The following is an 18,315-nucleotide window of genomic DNA, read 5'->3' as shown; positions in this document are numbered from 1 at the left end:
GCTCGCCTAACTTTTATGTTGTACGACGGGAGCGTCCCCATGTCTGCCAGCCGCCGCGGCACCGCCGCCGCAGCCCTCGCCCTCGCCGCCGCGCTCTCGCTGACGGCCTGCGGCGGTTCCTCCTCCAGCGGGGAGGAGACGTCCGCGGGTGCCTCCGCCGGAGCCGGCGACAAGAAGGCGGTCGCCCAGGGCGGCGAGGACTTCTCCAAGGCGGCGGAGCAGACCGCGGCGATGGGCACCGACGCCAAGCCGGGCGAGTGGCCGCGGACCGTCGAGCACGCCATGGGCGAGACCGAGATCAAGGCCCAGCCCAAGCGTGTCGTCGTCCTCGACGTCGGCGAGCTCGACAACGTGGTGTCGCTCGGCATCGAGCCGGTCGGTCTCGCCCCCACCGAGGGCTCCCCCGAGCTGCCGTCGTACCTGAAGAAGGAGGCGGGCAGCCCGGCGAACGTCGGCACGATCAACAACCTCAACCTGGAGGCCATCGCCGCGCTCAAACCCGACCTGATCCTCGGCAGCCAGCTGCGCGCGGCCGACAAGTACGACGAGCTGTCGCAGATCGCGCCGACCGTCTTCTCCCTGCGCCCGGGCTTCACCTGGAAGGAGAACTACCTCCTCAACGCGGCCGCCCTGGACAAGACGGCGGAGGCGAAGGCGCGGCTGGCCGAGTACGACGAGAAGGTGGCGGCCCTGAAGGCGAAGCTCGGCGCGGACAAGCCGACCGTCTCGATGGTCCGTTACCTGCCCGACGGCGTGATCCGCCTCTACGCGAACGCCTCGTTCATCGGCACGATCCTGAAGGACGTCGAGATCCCGCGCCCGAAGAACCAGGACATCGAGGACCTCGCCACCGAGATCAGCGCCGAGAACATCGACCAGGCCGACGCCGACTACATCTTCACCGGCGTCTACGGCGACCCGAAGGCCACGGACAAGTCCACGGCGCAGGGCAACCCGCTGTGGAAGAACCTCGGCGCCGTCAAGTCCGGCCACGCGTACGACGTTCCGGACGAGACCTGGTACCTCGGCCTCGGCGTGATGGCCGCCGACGAGGTCCTCGCCGACCTGGAGAAGCACCTCACCGAGTAGCCGCACGGACGGACCGGTCCAGGGGACGCAGGGTCAGACCAGGCGTTTGCGGCCCCACAGGAAGAGGAACGCCGTGAGCGCCGCCGTCAGGGCCAGGAGGATGGCCGCGCCGAGCCACTGCATGCCGGTCATCTGGGAGATGGGCAGGTAGTCCACCGACCAGCCGACCACATCGGCCTGCTGCAGACACAGCTCACGCGCCTGCTCGGTCTCCTCCTGGGCGCAGGTGCTCCAGCCGAGCAGCTCGCCGCTGCCGGTGACGTACGACTGGTCGATCTGGTACGCGGCGTCGGGCAGCGTGGGGAACGCGTCCTCCGCGAGGACACCCTTGTGCGTGGTGACCGTGACCACGTCGCCGAGCGCCGGCCGCAGCTCACTCCAGACGACCTGGACGAGGACGGCGAACCCGAAGGTGACCACCATCGCCGCCAGCGTGCGGCGGAGCACCAGGCCGATCGCCACACCGCCGACGACCGTGAAGAGGGTCAGCGCGACGGGAACGGGTCCCGTGGTGTCGAACGAGGGGCCGGAGGTCCAGTCCATGACGTTGGTCTGGTCCTTGACCGGTCCCCACCACGAGCCGAAGGCGACGGCCAGGGTCACCGTGCTCGCCACGACGACCAGTGCGGTCACACCGAGCTTGGTGGCCAGCCAGCGCACCTGGCTGCGGGACTGGGTCGCGACGAGCCTTGCGGTCCCGTGCTCCAGGTCGCCCGCGAGCAGGGGGGCGCCGACGAAGACGCCGAGCAGGACGGGGATCACGCCCAGGGCGGTGGTGACGGGGCTGAAGGCGGCGGCGTACGGCTCGAACCTCTCGTCGAATTCCGCGATGTCCTTGCCGGGCCAGCCCTGGTCGCCGAGGAAGTCCAGCATCTGGCCGCGCTGGTAGAGGATCCACGTCGCCAGGAGTGCGGTGGCGCCCAGGACGGTCCAGAAGGCGGCCCGGTGCTGGCGCCACACGAGCCAGGTCATGCCGCGGAGCCGGGGGCGCCGGGTGGCTGCGGTCGTTTCCGCGGCCGTGGCCGGGGTGCCGGTGAGGGTGCTCATGCCGCCACCGCCCGCGTGCCGGTCCGGACCTCGGCGGTGGGGGTGATCAAAGGTGGCGCCCCGGTCGAGCGCAGGTACGCGAGCAGGAGTTCCTCCATGGTCGGGCTGTCGGTCTCCCATGGGCCGACGAGCGGTCCTTCCGGCCGTACGAGCGCGCTGAACTGCCGTCCGCCGGTGCGCGATTCGACGACGGGGTGATGCGCGAGGTCCGCGGGCAGGCCCTCGCCGTCGCGGGCACCGGTGACCAGGGTGTGGGCGTACAGCAGCTCGTCCACGTCACCGGCGAGGCGCACCCCGCCCTGCGCGACGACGACGAGGTAGTCGCAGACGCTCTCCAGCTCGGCGAGGACGTGGGTGGACATCAGCACCGTGGTGCCGCGCTCGGCGGCCTCGGCCATGAGGGTGCCCATGAGTTCATGCCGTACGACCGGGTCGAGGTCGGACATCGGCTCGTCCAGCAGCAGCAGATCGGGCCGCTTGCCGAAAGTGAGCGCGAAGGCCACGCGGGTGCGCTGCCCGCCGGAGAGGGTGCCGACCCTGGCGTCCAGCGGCACGTTGCCGGCCCGCACGATGTCCTCGGCGGCCCGCTGGTCCCAGCCGGGGTTCAGCTCCCGCCCCAGCCGCAGCGTCTCGGCGACCGTGAAGCGCCGGTACAGCGGCTTGTCCTGGGCCAGGAACGCCGTACGACGACCGGCCTCCGTGGAGCCCGGGGCCGCGCCGAACACGCTCAGCGTGCCCTCCGTCGGCTCCAGCACATGCGCCGCGATCCCCAGCAGCGTGGTCTTCCCCGCCCCGTTGGGCCCGACCAGCCCGCAGATCCGCCCGGCCGGCAGCCGGAACGAGCAGTCCCGCAACGCCCAGCCCCGCCGGTACCGCTTGCCGAGCCCCACCGCCTCCAACGCCGGCCCGCCGGCGTACCTACCGTCACTCACTGTGTTCCTCCCCCAGCAGGGCTTGCCCCGCCACCATCATCATTCCACTAATCAAGTAGTGAAATGATGATGGAGGGCCGCGCGGGATCCTGTCAACGCCACGAGGACTCCTGGGACGATCGCCGACAAACACCGACGCCCCCCGTCCGTCAAGGACAGGGGGCGTCACAAACCGCGGCAGGGGCCGGTTACTTCACCGGCTCCGGCTCAACCTCGCTCTCCGCGTCCGCCGAGCCCTCCGGCGTCACCGGCGTCTTGACGGAGTCGAGCAGCAGCTGGGCCACGTCGACGACCTGGATGGACTCCTTCGCCGTCCCCTCGTTCTTCCGTCCGTTGACCGAGTCGGTCAGCATGACGAGGCAGAACGGGCAGGCCGTCGAGACGATGTCGGGGTTGAGGGAGAGGGCCTCGTCCACCCGCTCGTTGTTGATGCGCTTGCCGATCCGCTCCTCCATCCACATCCGCGCACCACCGGCGCCACAGCAGAAGCCGCGCTCCTTGTGGCGGTGCATCTCCTCGTTGCGGATGCCCGGGACGCTGGCGATGATCTCGCGCGGCGGCGTGTAGATCTTGTTGTGGCGGCCCAGGTAGCAGGGGTCGTGGTACGTGATGATGCCCTCGACCGGCGTCACCGGGACCAGCTTGCCCTCGTCGACCAGGTGCTGCAGCAGCTGCGTGTGGTGGATGACCTCGTAGTCGCCGCCCAGCTGCGGGTACTCGTTGCCGAGGGTGTTCAGGCAGTGCGGGCAGGTGGCGACGATCTTCTTCGCCGACTTGGGCTTCTTGGTCGCCGGGTCCTCGTCGTCCTCGCCGAACGCCATGTTCAGCGCCGCGACGTTCTCCATGCCGAGTTCCTGGAACAGCGGCTCGTTGCCCAGGCGGCGCGCCGAGTCACCCGTGCACTTCTCGTCCCCGCCCATGATCGCGAACTTCACGCCCGCGATGTGCAGCAGCTCCGCGAAGGCCTTCGTGGTCTTCTTCGCGCGGTCCTCCAGCGCACCCGCGCAGCCGACCCAGTACAGGTACTCGACCTCGGACAGGTCCTCGATGTCCTTGCCGACGACCGGGACCTCGAAGTCGACCTCCTTGAGCCACTCCAGGCGCTGCTTCTTGGCCAGGCCCCAGGGATTGCCCTTCTTCTCCAGGTTCTTGAGCATCGTGCCCGCCTCGGACGGGAAGGCGCTCTCGATCATCACCTGGTAGCGGCGCATGTCGACGATGTGGTCGACGTGCTCGATGTCCACCGGGCACTGCTCGACACAGGCACCGCACGTGGTGCACGACCACAGCACGTCCGGGTCGATGACGCCGTTCTCCTCGACGGTGCCGATCAGCGGACGCTCGGCCTCCGCGAGGGCGGCCGCGGGGACGTCCTTGAGCTGCTCCTCGGAGGCCTTCTCCTCGCCCTCCACCGTCTTGCCGCCGCCCGCCAGCAGGTACGGCGCCTTGGCGTGCGCGTGGTCGCGCAGGGACATGATCAGCAGCTTGGGGGAGAGCGGCTTGCCGGTGTTCCAGGCGGGGCACTGCGACTGGCAGCGGCCGCACTCGGTGCAGGTGGAGAAGTCGAGCAGGCCCTTCCAGGAGAACTGCTCGACCTGCGAGACACCGAAGACGTCGTCCTCGCCGGGGTCGGTGAAGTCGATCGCCTTGCCGCCGGACGTCATGGGCTGCAGGGCGCCCAGCGCGGTCTCACCCGTCGCGTTGCGCTTGAACCAGATGTTGGGGAAGGCCAGGAAGCGGTGCCAGGCCACGCCCATGTTGGTGTTGAGCGAGACGACGATCATCCAGACGAACGACGTCCCGATCTTGATCATCGCCGTGAAGTAGACGAGGTTCTGCAGGGTTGTCGTGTCCAGGTTCTCGAAGGCGAGGACCAGCGGGTACGAGGCGAAGTACGCGGCCTCGTAGTGCTCCACGTGGTGGATCGCGCCCTCCAGGCCGCGCAGCACGTAGATCGCGAGGCCGATGGTGAGGATGACGTACTCGACGAAGTACGCCTGGCCGGCCTTGGAGCCCGCGAAACGGGACTTGCGGCCCGCCCGCGACGGCAGGCTCAGCAGGCGGATCACGATGAGCACGGCGATGCCCAGGATCGTCATCGCGCCGATGAACTCGATGTACATCTCGAACGGCAGGAACCCGCCGATGACCGGCAGCGTCCAGTCGGCCTGGAAGAGCTGGCCGAACGCCTGGGCGAGCGTCGGCGGCAGCGTCAGGAAGCCGACCGCCACGAACCAGTGGGCGATGCCGACGATGCCCCACCGGTTCATCCGGGTATGGCCGAGGAACTCCCGCACCAGCGTCACGCTGCGCGCGTAGGGGTTGTCGGTCCGGCTGCCGGCCGGCACCGGCTGGCCGAGCTTGAAGTACCGGACGAACTGACCGACGGCGCGTGCGAGCAGCGCAACGCCGACCACGGTCAGGACCAGCGACACGATGATCGCGGCGAGTTGCATTTGGGGCTCCTCGGGCCTGCGAGGGAGATTACTAAGCGGTAACTTACCCAGTCCGTCTGAGACTACCCGCATCCCTCGTCGCACTGTAGCCAGGCATGAGGTGATCTGGGTCGCTGAGGGTTGCCTCAGGAACTGAACGTGTTATTCGTACCAAATTGATAGATTCGCACCTAATTTAAGAGCGTGCTCTACGGCATCGGCGCCGCCGTCGCGGCCCTCTTCCTCGGCTCGCTGCTCGCGGCCCTGTTCCGCGGCCTCGGCCTGCGGCTCGGTCTGCTCGACCGGCGCCGCCGCAGCCGTCCCGTCCCGCTGCTCGGCGGGGTGGCCGTGGTGCTCACCACCCTCGCCGTCGCGGGCACCGGCGAGTGGACCGGCGTCGCCCCGCTCGGTTCCGGCGTCGGCAGGCTCCTGGGTGCCGCTGCGGCCGTCGCCGTGCTGGGACTGGTGGCGGATGTGTGGCGGCTGCGGGACCGGGTGCTGTTCTGCGGTACGGCGGTGGCGGCGGCCTGCGTGGTGCCGTACGAGGACGTCGGTGTGGCCGGTGGGGTGGTGGCCGTCGGGTGGATCGCCGCCGCCGCCGTGGCCTTCCGGGCGCTCGATCACGCGGACGCGCTGGTGGGCACGGTGGGGGTGGTGACCGCCTTCGGGGTGGGGGTGTGCGCGGCGGTCGAGGTGATGGACGGGCTCGCGGTACTGCTGAGCGTGCTGGCGGCCGCGCTGACCGGGTTTCTGATGCACAACTGGCACCCGGCGCGGATCGCGCTCGGCGCGTGCGGGTCGCTGTTCACCGGGTTCCTGCTCGCCACCGCGCTTGTGCTGACCCGCGCGGGGTACGCGCCCGGGAGTTCCGCGGGCGTACTGTTCGCGTTCACCGCCGTGGCGAGCGCCGACGTCCTGATCGTGGTGCTGGCCCGGCGGTTCACCGGGCGGCCCGGGCCGGACCATCTCGCGCACCGGCTGCGGCGGCTGGGGCTCACTCCGCAGGGCGTGACCGTCGTCCTGGGCGCCCTCGCCTTCGGTGGCGCGCTCGTCGGTGTCCTCGTGCACGCCGGGTGGGCCGGCGCGGGTGCCGTGCTCGGCGTGGCGGGCGCCGCGCTGATCCTCGTGCTCGGACTGCTGCGGGTGAAAACGGGCGGTCGGTTGACGGCAACCTCCACGCGTGCTCCTGCGTCTTTGCAGGTCACAGGGCAGTTGCGTGTAAGGAACGGATAAGAGTTGAGTCGGTTGGACTCAGGTCTGTTGACCCCGGCCCGGTCCTCATGCACACTTGAGCCTGTTCCACTCAAGTCAGCTGGAGGAATCAACCATGGCACGTGCGGTCGGCATCGACCTGGGCACGACTAACTCCGTCGTCAGCGTTCTGGAGGGCGGCGAGCCCACCGTCATCACCAACGCCGAGGGCGCCAGGACCACGCCGTCCGTCGTCGCCTTCGCCAAGAACGGCGAGGTGCTGGTGGGTGAGGTGGCCAAGCGCCAGGCCGTGACCAACGTCGACAGGACCATCCGGTCGGTCAAGCGCCACATGGGCACCGACTGGAAGATCGAGCTCGACGGCAAGCCCTTCAACCCGCAGCAGATCAGCGCCTTCGTGCTGCAGAAGCTGAAGCGGGACGCCGAGGCCTACCTGGGCGAGAAGGTCACCGACGCGGTCATCACCGTCCCGGCGTACTTCAACGACGCCGAGCGCCAGGCCACGAAGGAGGCCGGCGAGATCGCCGGTCTGAACGTGCTCCGGATCGTCAACGAGCCGACCGCCGCCGCCCTGGCGTACGGCCTCGACAAGGACGACCAGACCATCCTCGTCTTCGACCTCGGTGGCGGTACGTTCGACGTCTCGCTGCTGGAGATCGGCGACGGCGTGGTCGAGGTGAAGGCCACCAACGGTGACAACCACCTCGGTGGTGACGACTGGGACCAGCGCATCGTCGACTACCTGGTCAAGCAGTTCCAGTCCGGCCACGGCGTGGACCTGAGCAAGGACAAGATGGCGCTGCAGCGCCTGCGCGAGGCCGCCGAGAAGGCGAAGATCGAGCTGTCGTCCTCGACGGAGACCTCGATCAACCTGCCGTACATCACCGCCTCCGCCGAGGGCCCGCTGCACCTGGACGAGAAGCTCACCCGGGCTCAGTTCCAGCAGCTGACGGCCGACCTGCTGGAGCGCTGCAAGACCCCGTTCTTCAACGTCATGAAGGACGCCGGCGTCTCCATCAACGAGATCGACCACGTCGTCCTCGTCGGTGGCTCCACCCGTATGCCCGCCGTCGCCGAGCTCGTCAAGGAGCTGACCGGCGGCAAGGAGGCCAACAAGGGCGTGAACCCGGACGAGGTCGTCGCCATCGGCGCCTCGCTCCAGGCCGGTGTCCTCAAGGGTGAGGTCAAGGACGTCCTGCTGCTCGACGTCACCCCGCTGTCCCTCGGTATCGAGACCAAGGGCGGCATCATGACCAAGCTGATCGAGCGCAACACGACCATCCCGACCAAGCGCTCGGAGATCTTCACCACGGCCGAGGACAACCAGCCGTCCGTGCAGATCCAGGTCTACCAGGGCGAGCGCGAGATCGCGGCCTACAACAAGAAGCTCGGCATGTTCGAGCTGACCGGTCTGCCCCCGGCGCCGCGCGGCGTCCCGCAGATCGAGGTCTCCTTCGACATCGACGCCAACGGCATCATGCACGTCACGGCGAAGGACCTCGGCACCGGCAAGGAGCAGAAGATGACCGTCACCGGCGGCTCCTCGCTGCCGAAGGACGAGGTCGACCGGATGCGCCAGGAGGCCGAGCAGTACGCGGAGGAGGACCACCGCCGCCGCGAGGCCGCCGAGACCCGCAACCAGGGCGAGCAGCTGGTCTACCAGACCGAGAAGTTCCTCAAGGACAACGAGGACAAGGTCCCCGGCGAGATCAAGACCGAGGTCGAGGACGCCGTCGCCGAGCTGAAGGAGAAGCTCAAGGGCGAGGACACCGCCGAGATCCGCTCCGCCACGGAGAAGGTCGCGGCCGTGTCCCAGAAGCTGGGCCAGGCCATGTACGCCGACGCCCAGGCGTCCCAGGCGGCCCCGGGCGGCGCTTCCGAGCAGCCCAAGGCCGACGACGACGTCGTGGACGCCGAGATCGTGGACGACGAGCGCAAGGACGGTGCCGCGTGACGGAGGAGACCCCGGGCTTCGAGGAGAAGCCCGACGTCCCCTCGGGCGCCACCCCTGACGACGCCGAGCCGAAGGCCGCCCCGGAAGAGGGGACGGCCCCGGCAGGGGACGTTAACCAGAACGCCGGTCTGGTGGCGCAGCTGGACCAGGTGCGTACGGCGCTCGGTGAGCGCACGGCGGACCTCCAGCGGCTCCAGGCCGAGTACCAGAACTACCGCCGCCGCGTGGAGCGGGACCGGATCACGGTCAAGGAGATCGCCATCGCGAACCTCCTGACCGAGCTGCTGCCGGTGCTCGACGACATCGGGCGGGCCCGGGAGCACGGTGAGCTGGTCGGCGGCTTCAAGTCCGTCGCCGAGTCGCTGGAGACCGTGGCGGCCAAGATGGGCCTGCAGCAGTTCGGCAAGGAGGGCGAGCCCTTCGACCCGACGATCCACGAGGCCCTGATGCACAGCTACGCGCCGGACGTCACGGAGACGACCTGCGTCGCGATCCTCCAGCCGGGGTATCGCATCGGCGAGCGCACCATCCGCCCCGCGCGGGTGGCCGTCGCCGAGCCCCAGCCGGGCGCGCAGACCGTGAAGCCCGCCGAGGAGAGCGACACGCAGGCCGACGACAAGGAGAACGGTGGCCCGGACGAGGGCTGACGTTGAACGGATGAGGAAGGAGGGACGTCGAGGATGAGCACCAAGGACTTCATCGAGAAGGACTATTACAAGGTCCTCGGCGTCCCCAAGGACGCCACCGAGGCCGAGATCAAGAAGGCGTACCGCAAGCTCGCCCGCGAGTACCACCCGGACGCCAACAAGGGCAACGTCAAGGCCGAGGAACGCTTCAAGGAGATCTCCGAGGCGAACGACGTCCTCGGCGACCCCAAGAAGCGCAAGGAGTACGACGAGGCCCGCGCCCTGTTCGGCAACGGTGGCTTCCGTCCGGGCCCCGGCGCCGGCGGCGGCTCGTTCAACTTCGACCTGGGCGACCTCTTCGGAGGCGCCCCCCAGGGCGGGGGAGCGGGCGGTGGCTTCGGCGGCGGACTCGGTGACGTCTTCGGGGGCCTGTTCAACCGGGGCGGCGCGACCGGCACCCGGACCCAGCCGCGGCGCGGCCAGGACATCGAGTCCGAGGTCACCCTCAGCTTCACCGAGGCGATCGAGGGCGCGACGGTCCCGCTCAGGATGTCCTCGCAGGCGCCGTGCAAGGCCTGCTCCGGCACCGGCGACGCCAACGGCACACCGCGCGTGTGCCCGACGTGCGTCGGCACCGGCCAGGTGGCGCGCGGCTCCGGCGGCGGCTTCTCCCTCACCGACCCGTGCCCGGACTGCAAGGGCCGCGGCCTGATCGCGGAGAACCCCTGCGAGGTCTGCAAGGGCAGCGGCCGTGCGAAGTCGTCCCGCACCATGCAGGTGCGCATCCCCGCCGGGGTGTCGGACGGCCAGCGCATCCGCCTGCGGGGCAAGGGCGCACCGGGCGAGCGGGGCGGTCCGGCGGGCGATCTGTACGTCGTCGTGCACGTCGACGCCCACCCGGTGTTCGGCCGCAAGGGCGACAACCTCACGGTGACGGTCCCCGTGACCTTCACGGAGGCGGCCCTCGGCGGCGAGGTGCGGGTGCCCACCCTGGGCGGCCCACCGGTCACCCTGAAGCTGCCGCCCGGCACGCCCAACGGACGCACCATGCGGGCCCGGGGCAAGGGCGCGGTCCGCAAGGACGGCACGCGCGGCGATCTGCTGGTCACCGTCGAGGTGAGTGTCCCGAAGGACCTGACGGGGAAGGCTCGTGACGCGCTTCAGGCGTATCGCGAGGCGACCGCGGGCGAGGATCCGCGGGCGGAGCTGTTCCAGGCCGCGAAGGGAGCATGAGTCAAGCCATGGACACCAACGGCCGTCGACGCAACCCGTATGAGCTGACCGAGGAGACCCCGGTCTACGTCATCTCGGTGGCGGCCCAGCTGTCCGGCCTGCACCCGCAGACGCTGCGCCAGTACGACCGCCTGGGGCTGGTGTCTCCGGACCGCACGGCCGGCCGCGGCCGCCGCTACTCGGCCCGGGACATCGAGCTGCTCCGCCAGGTGCAGCAGTTGTCGCAGGACGAGGGCATCAACCTGGCCGGCATCAAACGCATCATCGAACTGGAGAACCAGGTCGCGGCACTGCAGTCCCGCGTCGCGGAGCTGCAGGCCGCGCTGGACGGCGCGGCGGCGGCGATGCAGCAGCGCGAGGCCGCCGTGCACGCCTCCTACCGGCGCGACCTGGTGCCGTATCAGGAGGTGCAGCAGACCAGCGCGCTGGTGGTGTGGCGGCCGAAGCGGCAGCAGCAGGGCGACTGACGCACAACGACCTCATCTCCCCCTCGGTGGAGGGGTCGTAAAGGTCTCGGGAGGCTGTTTCGCCGTGTGTTCACGGCCTAAGCGGAACGTGATGTTGCTATCTCGTTAAGTAGTTTCCCTTGACGCTGGGGGGCGCCGACGCGTTGGCTTTTCAGTCATCCGGGCCGCGGTGTCGCGGCCGCCTGACGGTAAGCAGCAGAAGTGGGCTCCTCCATGCGTCGTCGTATCGCCATGTCCGTGGTCGCATCGTCGTTGTCCCTGTCGCTGGCAGGCTGTGGCGTACTGGGGGCGACGGGCGACAGCAGCGACGCGAGCCCCACCAAGGGCAACGACATCACCGTCGGCCTGCTGCTGCCCGAGACGGCGAACACGCGGTACGACAAGTTCGACTACCCGATCATCAAGGAGCGGGTGGCCGCGCTCACCGAGAACCAGGGCAAGGTCCAGTACGCCAACGCCGACGCGGACGCGAACAAGCAGGCCAGTCAGTTGCAGCAGATGATCGACGAGCAGGTCGACGTCATCCTGCTGGACGCCGTCGACGCGCACGCCATCGCGGACGGGGTGAAGAAGGCCAAGGACGCGGGCATCCCGGTCATCGCCTACGACCGGCTCGCCGAGGGTCCCATCGACGCGTACATCTCCTTCGACAACGAACTCGTCGGCGAGGTGCAGGGCCGCTCCCTCCTCGATGCGCTGGGCAGCGACATCGACAGCTCCGACAAGATCGTCATGATGAACGGCTCGCCCACCGACCCGAACGCCAAGCAGTTCAAGCAGGGCGCGCTGTCCGAGCTGAACGGCAAGGTGACGATCGCTCAGTCCTTCGACACCAAGGACTGGAAGCCGGAGAACGCCGAGGCCAACATGGCCCAGGCGATCGAGCAGATCGGCAAGGACAACATCGCCGCCGTCTACTCCGCCAACGACGGCATGGCCGGCGGCATCGTCAAGGCTCTGGAGGCGGCCGGGGTGACCAAGCTGCCGCCGATCACCGGGCAGGACGCCGAACTCGACGCGGTGCAGCGGATCATCGCCGGTGAGCAGTACATGAGCGTCTACAAGTCCTACCCGCAGGAGGCCGAGGTCGCCGCCGAGATGGCCGTGGCCAAGGTGCAGGGCAAGGACATCCAGTTCGACGCCCTCGCCCGCGACCGGGTGGACAGCCCGACGGACAAGGGCATCCCGGCCCAGCTGGTGTCGGTGGTGGCGCTGACCCGGGAGAACATCAAGGACACGGTGGTCGCGGACGGCATCTACAAGGTGTCGGAGATCTGCACGGCCGAGTACAAGGACGCCTGCGCGGCGATCGGGCTCAAGTAACGGGCTCAAGTAACGGTCGCCGGTTCCCGGCACGGGTGAAGGGGTGTGCGCGCTCGCAGCGTGCCGCCCCTTCGGTCGTTCCGCTTCGGCCGTTCCCTTTCGGCCGTTCCCCTTCGGGCGTTCCCCTTCGGTCAATCTTCCGGTCATTCTTCCGGGCGGGTACTCCGGAGGCGTACACCACCGTCAGCTTGTTGCAATGTGACGGGCGGGGGTAGGGAGGAATCCGGCCATACCAGTGGTTTCCCACGGTCACCCGGGAGGGAGCCGTGTTGCGGAGCAGGTCCGGTCCGCGCATAGTTGCGCTGCGGAAGAGGCTGGAACCGGGGGTGGAATGGGCCATGGCCGGGCACGGGACGGACGAGCATCCGCATGGTGCTGACCGACTGTGCGAGGCCGGGGATCGTGTGTATTCCCGGGCCGTACGGCGGGGCCGTGTGCCGCGCCGGGACGCGGAACCGGTGCCGTGTCTGCTGGAACTCGCCCTGCTGCACCCCGACCCCGACGACATGGACTGGCTGGTGCCGACCTCTCCGCAGGAGGTCATGACCCGGCTGCTGCGCGGCGTGTACGACGAGATCAGCGCCAGCCAGCGGCGGGTGGGCTCGGCGGTGGCGGCCTTCGAGTGGTACGCCGGTCTGGGCGGCCCGGCGTCCGCCTCCTCCGAGGGCATGGCCATCCGGGTGCTGGACGGGCCCTCGCGCATCCAGGCGGCGCTGGACGAGGCGACGGCGGCGTGCACCACCGAGGTGCTCACCGTGCAGCCCGGGGGCATCCGCCGCGAGCACGAACTGTCGGAGGGCCTGCACCGGGCGCTGGCGCTGCGGGGGCGGGGCGTGCGGATGCGCGACCTGTACAACCATGTGGCCCGGCACGGCCAGGGGCTGCTGAACTACCTGGAGTTGATGGGCGACGCGGTCGAGGCCCGGACCCTGGACGAGGTCATCGACCGCCTGATCCTCTTCGACCGCACGGTCGCCTTCATCCCCGCGAACGCCGACCGCACGATGGCCCTGGAGCTGCGTCACCCGGGGCTGGTGGAGTACCTGGTGACGGTCTTCGAACGCCTCTGGCGCCTGGCGATCCCGCTCACCGCCCCCCTCCCCGACACGGGCATCGAGGGCATCTCCCACCGGGAGCAGTCGATCGCGGCGCTGCTCGCGGAGGGGCACCAGGACGCGGTGATCGCGGAGCGCCTCGGCATCAGCGTCCGCACCTGCCGGGCCCACATCGCCCGCCTCTCCGAGACGCTCGGGGCGGCGAGCCGCACGCAGTTGGGCGTACGCATAGCCCAGGTCGGCCTCGACGGCCCCGCCCGTCCCCTCGCCGCCGCCGAACTCACCCTTCCTGAGCAAGGATCCCGGACTGCCCGATGAGGCCATGAGGCCATGAGGCGATGAGGCCATGAGGCCATGAGGCCATGAGGTCATGAGGTCATCGGCTCTGCGTTCAGTGATCCCGCTCCAGAATTCCCGACTGCGCTATGAGGTAGCCGAGCTGGGCCCGGCTGCCGCTGCCCAGAGCGGCCGCCAGCTTGGCTATGTGGGCGCGGCAGGTGCGGACGTTCATGCCCAGCCGGCGGGCGATCGCCTCGTCGACGTGGCCCTCGATGAGGAGTTTCGCTATGGAGCGCTGCACGCCCGTGATGCCGTCGGAGGAGACCTCGTTGGGCAGTTCCTCGGTCAGCGGGACCGCGCGCTGCCACAGCTGCTCGAAGACCTTGCGCAGATAGGTGACCAGCCCGGGGTGCCGCAGCTCCAGGGCCACGCTCCGGTCGTCGCTGGCGGGTATGAACGCCACGGTGTTGTCGAAGAGGATGAGGCGTTCCACGAGCTCTTCGAGCGTGCGCACCTGGACGTTGCCGCGGGGCATCCGCTCGACGTACGCGAGGGTTCCCTGACTGTGCCGGGCGGTGTGCTGGTACAGGGTGCGGAAGATGACCCCCCGGTCGGTCAGGGGGCGGTCGCGCTTGAGTGCCTGGGCCAGGGCGTCCACGGGACGGCCGCCGCCGGGCTGGATCGTCAGCACCTCGCGCTCGCACTCCGCCGTGGCGGAGTCGAGTGCCGCGTTGATGCGGTCGAACCCCTCCAAGACCGTGATCGCATGGATGCTGCCCGGATTCTGGGTACTGATCGCGATGAACGGATCGAAGGAATCGGCCAGCTCGATCGCCTGGCGCCGACGGTCCTGGATCTCCCGTTCCAGCGGGTGCAGCCGTTGCGCGAGGGCGACGGACGGCGGTACGGGGCGGAGCCAGTTCGCGTCGTCCGGATCCGGGTGCAGAAGCGCGAATTCCAGCAGACAAGGGGCGGCGGGTTCTACATCCATCCGATTGATGCGTCCGGAGCGCAAAGCGGTCGCGTAGAGCCGTGCCCCTTCGTCGCACAGGGCGGTGAGCGTGTGGGGATGTGTCGGTTGTGCGTCTTTTGTGGGCAAAGCTCCACCCCCCAGGGTCCTGAACATGCAGGAACATGATGCACCGCTCCTGTGGCATTGACGTGCCTGAATGAGCCATCGTCTTGTGTCGCGGGGGAGAGGAAACCATCGAGTGAGGACGAAGCCGACTATGCGAGCGAGATTGCTTGGCTCAGTGCTTGCCGCGGTCTTCTCCGCCGTAGCGACCTTCGGTGCCCTTGACGCGGGGCACGCCGAGGCCGCTCCGCTGGACACAGGCTGGACCAGCGTTCGTGCGGACACCGGCTGGACCGGGGTGCCTGCGGTCGCTGGCGACAGTGGGCTGACGGGTGCCGTGGAGGAGGGCGGAGCATGAGCACTCCACCCGACGACCGCTCCTTCCGTAGAGAAATGGCCACCGCCTACCGATCCGGCTGGCACTTCATCGACCTGGCCACCGCCATCCCCCACAGCGGTGACTCGTTGATGGTGACCGTCTTCGGTGAGCCCGTCGTCGTCACCCGCGACGAGGACGACGACGTGCGGGCGTACCGGTGTCTGCGGCGGCCTCGGGGGGCGCCGCAGCCCGTGCGGTGTGCCATCCGGTACGGGATGATCTTCGTGAACCTGGATCAGCGAGACCATCGGATGGTGGAACCGGAGACCTCCGACCCCATGACCATCTCGGCCACCCCCCGCAGTGCCTGACGCGATTCCCCCGTCGTAACAGATCGCTCAGGTGCTTCGCAGCGGCGTCACCGTGACCTGAACACGGTGACGCCGCTGCAGTTTTTGCGGGATATTTCCCGCTATCACGGCCTATCGGACGTGCGTTCGAGTGTGGCCGAAAAGGGTCGCCCGTCGTCGATGGCGCGTTCCATGCTTCCTCCGGGTACTACAGAGAGACCTTGGGTCGTTCCCCACCCTCACCCTTGAGTGGAATAGACTCAACTTTATGCACGTTGCCTGAGTCAGTGGCTCACGCAAGGAGGAGAACGGACACGTGGACGCCGAGCTGACCAACCGGAGCCGGGACGCGATCAACGCGGCCGGTAACCGGGCCGTGACCGAGGGGCACCCCGACCTGACCCCCGCTCACCTGCTCCTCGCTCTGCTCCAGGGGCAGGACAACGAGAACATCATTGACCTGCTGGCCGCCGTCGACGCCGATCAGGCCGCCGTACGCGCCGGTGCGGAGAAGGTCCTCGCCCAGCTGCCCAGCGTGACCGGCTCCACCGTCGCGCCCCCGCAGCCCAACCGCGAGCTGCTCGCCGTGATCGCCGACGCCCAGGCCAGGGCCCAGGACCTCGGTGACGAGTACGTCTCCACCGAGCACCTGCTGATCGGCATCGCCGCGAAGGGCGGCGCGGCCGGCGAGGTGCTGACCCGGCAGGGCGCCGACGCCAAGAAGCTGCTGGACGCCTTCCGCAAGGCGCGCGGCGGACGCCGGGTGACCACCGCCGACCCGGAAGGGTCGTACAAGGCCCTGGAGAAGTTCGGGACCGACTTCACCGCCGCCGCCCGCGAGGGCAAGCTCGACCCGGTCATCGGGCGGGACCAGGAGATCCGGCGGGTCGTGCAGGTCCTGTCCCGCCGCACCAAGAACAACCCCGTGCTGATCGGTGAGCCCGGCGTCGGCAAGACCGCCGTCGTCGAGGGGCTCGCCCAGCGGATCGTCAAGGGCGACGTGCCCGAGTCCCTGCGCAACAAGCGGCTCGTCGCGCTCGACCTCGGCGCCATGGTCGCCGGGGCGAAGTACCGCGGTGAGTTCGAGGAGCGGCTGAAGACCGTGCTCGCCGAGATCAAGGACTCCGACGGGCAGATCATCACCTTCATCGACGAGCTGCACACCGTCGTGGGCGCCGGCGCCGGCGGCGATTCGGCCATGGACGCGGGCAACATGCTCAAGCCCATGCTGGCCCGCGGTGAGCTGCGCATGGTCGGTGCCACCACCCTCGACGAGTACCGCGAGCGGATCGAGAAGGACCCGGCGCTGGAACGCCGCTTCCAGCAGGTGCTGGTCGCCGAGCCCAGCGTCGAGGACACCATCGCCATCCTGCGCGGACTCAAGGGGCGCTACGAGGCCCACCACAAGGTGCAGATCGCGGACAGCGCGCTGGTCGCGGCCGCGACCCTGTCCGACCGGTACATCACCTCCCGCTTCCTGCCCGACAAGGCCATCGACCTGGTCGACGAGGCCGCCTCCCGGCTCCGTATGGAGATCGACTCCTCGCCCGTCGAGATCGACGAACTCCAGCGTGCCGTCGACCGGTTGAAGATGGAGGAGCTGGCGATCGGCAAGGAGACCGACGCGGCCTCCCGCGAGCGCCTGGAGAAGCTGCGCCGCGACCTCGCCGACAAGGAGGAGGAGCTGCGCGGCCTCAACGCCCGCTGGGAGAAGGAGAAGCAGTCCCTCAACCGGGTCGGCGAGCTGAAGGAGAAGCTCGACGAACTGCGCGGCCAGGCCGAACGCGCCCAGCGCGACGGCGACTTCGACACCGCCTCCAAGCTGCTGTACGGCGAGATCCCGGCCGTGGAGCGGGACCTGGAGGCCGCTTCCGAGGCCGAGGAGGAGGTCGCCAAGGACACCATGGTCAAGGAGGAGGTCGGCTCCGACGACATCGCGGACGTCGTCGCCTCCTGGACCGGCATCCCGGCAGGGCGGCTGCTGGAGGGCGAGACGCAGAAGCTGCTGCGGATGGAGGACGAGATCGGCAAGCGGCTCATCGGGCAGACCGAGGCCGTGCGCGCGGTGTCCGACGCCGTACGACGCTCCCGCGCGGGCATCGCCGACCCGGACCGGCCCACCGGCTCCTTCCTGTTCCTCGGTCCGACGGGCGTCGGCAAGACCGAACTCGCCAAGGCGCTCGCCGACTTCCTCTTCGACGACGAGCGGGCCATGGTCCGCATCGACATGAGCGAGTACAGCGAGAAGCACAGCGTCGCCCGGCTCGTCGGCGCCCCGCCCGGGTACGTCGGCTACGAGGAGGGCGGCCAGCTGACGGAGGCGGTGCGGCGCCGGCCGTACAGCGTCGTACTCCTGGACGAGGTCGAGAAGGCGCACCCGGAGGTCTTCGACATCCTGCTCCAGGTGCTCGACGACGGGCGGCTGACGGACGGTCAGGGGCGGACGGTCGACTTCCGCAACGCCATCCTGGTGCTGACCTCCAACCTGGGCAGCCAGTTCCTGGTGGATCCGATCTCCAGCGAGGAGGAGAAGAAGGAGCAGGTGCTGGAGGTGGTCCGTGCCTCCTTCAAGCCGGAATTCCTCAACCGGCTCGACGACCTGGTCGTCTTCTCCGCGCTGAACAAGGACGAGCTGAGCCGGATCGCCCGGCTCCAGATCGACCGGCTGGCCAAGCGCCTCGCCGAACGCCGCCTGACCCTGGAGATCACCGACGAGGCCCTCACCTGGCTCGCCGACGAGGGCATGGACCCGGCGTACGGCGCCCGCCCGCTGCGCCGCCTGGTCCAGACCGCGATCGGCGACCGGCTCGCCAAGGAGATCCTCTCCGGCGAGATCAAGGACGGCGACACGGTCCGGGTGGACACCTTCGGGGACGGGCTGATCGTGGGCCCGGCGACGACCGGCAAGACGCTGTAGGG

At 69.3% G+C, this 18,315-nt stretch carries 14 protein-coding genes; 10 read left to right on the top strand and 4 right to left on the bottom strand.

Features of this window, described 5'->3' with window-relative positions:
* Window positions 1–39 precede the first annotated feature (39 nt).
* Window positions 40–1,089, top strand: a complete 1,050-nt coding sequence (locus HJD23_RS18750; RefSeq protein WP_171109785.1) for an iron-siderophore ABC transporter substrate-binding protein — start codon at window positions 40–42, stop codon at window positions 1,087–1,089.
* A gap of 33 nt (window positions 1,090–1,122) precedes the next feature.
* Here the strand turns inward: HJD23_RS18750 and HJD23_RS18745 are convergent, their stop codons facing one another.
* The 3 genes from HJD23_RS18745 to HJD23_RS18735 all read right to left on the bottom strand — a co-directional run bounded on the left by HJD23_RS18745 (window position 1,123) and on the right by HJD23_RS18735 (window position 5,524).
* Entirely contained in the window at window positions 1,123–2,136 is a 1,014-nt protein-coding gene (locus tag HJD23_RS18745) for an ABC transporter (RefSeq protein WP_171109784.1), read from the bottom strand.
* Window positions 2,133–3,068: an ABC transporter ATP-binding protein gene (locus HJD23_RS18740; RefSeq protein WP_171109783.1), complete on the bottom strand. Its 936-nt coding sequence runs from the start codon at window positions 3,066–3,068 to the stop codon at window positions 2,133–2,135. The genes HJD23_RS18745 and HJD23_RS18740 overlap by 4 nt, the downstream gene beginning before the upstream one ends.
* 188 nt (window positions 3,069–3,256) lie before the next feature.
* Entirely contained in the window at window positions 3,257–5,524 is a 2,268-nt protein-coding gene (locus tag HJD23_RS18735; protein ID WP_171109782.1) for a heterodisulfide reductase-related iron-sulfur binding cluster, read from the bottom strand.
* A gap of 183 nt (window positions 5,525–5,707) precedes the next feature.
* On the opposite strand from HJD23_RS18735, the gene HJD23_RS18730 reads away from it, so the two are divergent.
* The 7 genes from HJD23_RS18730 (at window position 5,708) to HJD23_RS18700 (ending at window position 13,691) form a co-directional block, all read left to right on the top strand.
* Window positions 5,708–6,736 carry an MraY family glycosyltransferase gene (locus HJD23_RS18730; RefSeq protein ID WP_171109781.1) on the top strand — a complete coding sequence of 343 codons (1,029 nt, stop codon included), beginning with the start codon at window positions 5,708–5,710 and terminating at the stop codon, window positions 6,734–6,736.
* Between the two features lie 94 nt (window positions 6,737–6,830).
* Entirely contained in the window at window positions 6,831–8,669 is a 1,839-nt protein-coding gene (dnaK, locus tag HJD23_RS18725) for a molecular chaperone DnaK (protein ID WP_171109780.1), read from the top strand.
* Entirely contained in the window at window positions 8,666–9,316 is a 651-nt protein-coding gene (gene grpE, locus HJD23_RS18720; protein WP_171109779.1) for a nucleotide exchange factor GrpE, read from the top strand. The genes dnaK and grpE overlap by 4 nt, the downstream gene beginning before the upstream one ends.
* 33 nt (window positions 9,317–9,349) lie before the next feature.
* Complete coding sequence (dnaJ, locus tag HJD23_RS18715) at window positions 9,350–10,528, top strand: molecular chaperone DnaJ (protein WP_171109778.1); 1,179 nt, start codon at window positions 9,350–9,352, stop codon at window positions 10,526–10,528.
* 8 nt (window positions 10,529–10,536) lie between these two features.
* Window positions 10,537–10,995 carry a helix-turn-helix domain-containing protein gene (locus HJD23_RS18710; RefSeq protein WP_171111614.1) on the top strand — a complete coding sequence of 153 codons (459 nt, stop codon included), beginning with the start codon at window positions 10,537–10,539 and terminating at the stop codon, window positions 10,993–10,995.
* Between the two features lie 213 nt (window positions 10,996–11,208).
* Window positions 11,209–12,318 carry a substrate-binding domain-containing protein gene (locus tag HJD23_RS18705; RefSeq protein WP_171109777.1) on the top strand — a complete coding sequence of 370 codons (1,110 nt, stop codon included), beginning with the start codon at window positions 11,209–11,211 and terminating at the stop codon, window positions 12,316–12,318.
* 338 nt (window positions 12,319–12,656) lie between these two features.
* A complete protein-coding gene (locus HJD23_RS18700) occupies window positions 12,657–13,691 on the top strand; it encodes a LuxR C-terminal-related transcriptional regulator (RefSeq protein WP_171109776.1) in 1,035 nt (344 codons plus the stop codon).
* A gap of 73 nt (window positions 13,692–13,764) precedes the next feature.
* Here the strand turns inward: HJD23_RS18700 and HJD23_RS18695 are convergent, their stop codons facing one another.
* Window positions 13,765–14,778, bottom strand: coding sequence for a helix-turn-helix transcriptional regulator (locus HJD23_RS18695; RefSeq protein ID WP_171109775.1), 1,014 nt, complete (start codon window positions 14,776–14,778; stop codon window positions 13,765–13,767).
* A gap of 303 nt (window positions 14,779–15,081) precedes the next feature.
* Here HJD23_RS18695 and HJD23_RS18690 point away from each other — a divergent pair, with 303 nt between their 5' ends.
* Both HJD23_RS18690 and clpB read left to right on the top strand, forming a co-directional pair.
* Entirely contained in the window at window positions 15,082–15,417 is a 336-nt protein-coding gene (locus HJD23_RS18690; protein ID WP_171109774.1) for a hypothetical protein, read from the top strand.
* A gap of 295 nt (window positions 15,418–15,712) precedes the next feature.
* Entirely contained in the window at window positions 15,713–18,313 is a 2,601-nt protein-coding gene (gene clpB, locus HJD23_RS18685; protein ID WP_171109773.1) for an ATP-dependent chaperone ClpB, read from the top strand.
* Window positions 18,314–18,315 lie beyond the last annotated feature (2 nt).

This window comes from Streptomyces sp. Z423-1 (genome assembly GCF_013009255.1).
Taxonomy (GTDB): Bacteria; Actinomycetota; Actinomycetes; order Streptomycetales; family Streptomycetaceae; genus Streptomyces; species Streptomyces gossypiisoli.
This window is presented reverse-complemented; position numbering and strand designations above follow the sequence as displayed.

Coding starts and splice junctions, on each gene's coding strand:
- HJD23_RS18705 (WP_171109777.1), top strand. CDS start 11,209: ATGCGTCGTCGTATCGCCATGTCCGTGGTCGCATCGTCGTTGTCCCTG.
- HJD23_RS18750 (WP_171109785.1), top strand. CDS start 40: ATGTCTGCCAGCCGCCGCGGCACCGCCGCCGCAGCCCTCGCCCTCGCC.
- HJD23_RS18745 (WP_171109784.1), bottom strand. CDS start 2,136: ATGAGCACCCTCACCGGCACCCCGGCCACGGCCGCGGAAACGACCGCA.
- HJD23_RS18700 (WP_171109776.1), top strand. CDS start 12,657: ATGGCCGGGCACGGGACGGACGAGCATCCGCATGGTGCTGACCGACTG.
- HJD23_RS18695 (WP_171109775.1), bottom strand. CDS start 14,778: ATGTTCAGGACCCTGGGGGGTGGAGCTTTGCCCACAAAAGACGCACAA.
- HJD23_RS18690 (WP_171109774.1), top strand. CDS start 15,082: ATGAGCACTCCACCCGACGACCGCTCCTTCCGTAGAGAAATGGCCACC.
- dnaJ (WP_171109778.1), top strand. CDS start 9,350: ATGAGCACCAAGGACTTCATCGAGAAGGACTATTACAAGGTCCTCGGC.
- dnaK (WP_171109780.1), top strand. CDS start 6,831: ATGGCACGTGCGGTCGGCATCGACCTGGGCACGACTAACTCCGTCGTC.
- HJD23_RS18710 (WP_171111614.1), top strand. CDS start 10,537: ATGGACACCAACGGCCGTCGACGCAACCCGTATGAGCTGACCGAGGAG.
- HJD23_RS18735 (WP_171109782.1), bottom strand. CDS start 5,524: ATGCAACTCGCCGCGATCATCGTGTCGCTGGTCCTGACCGTGGTCGGC.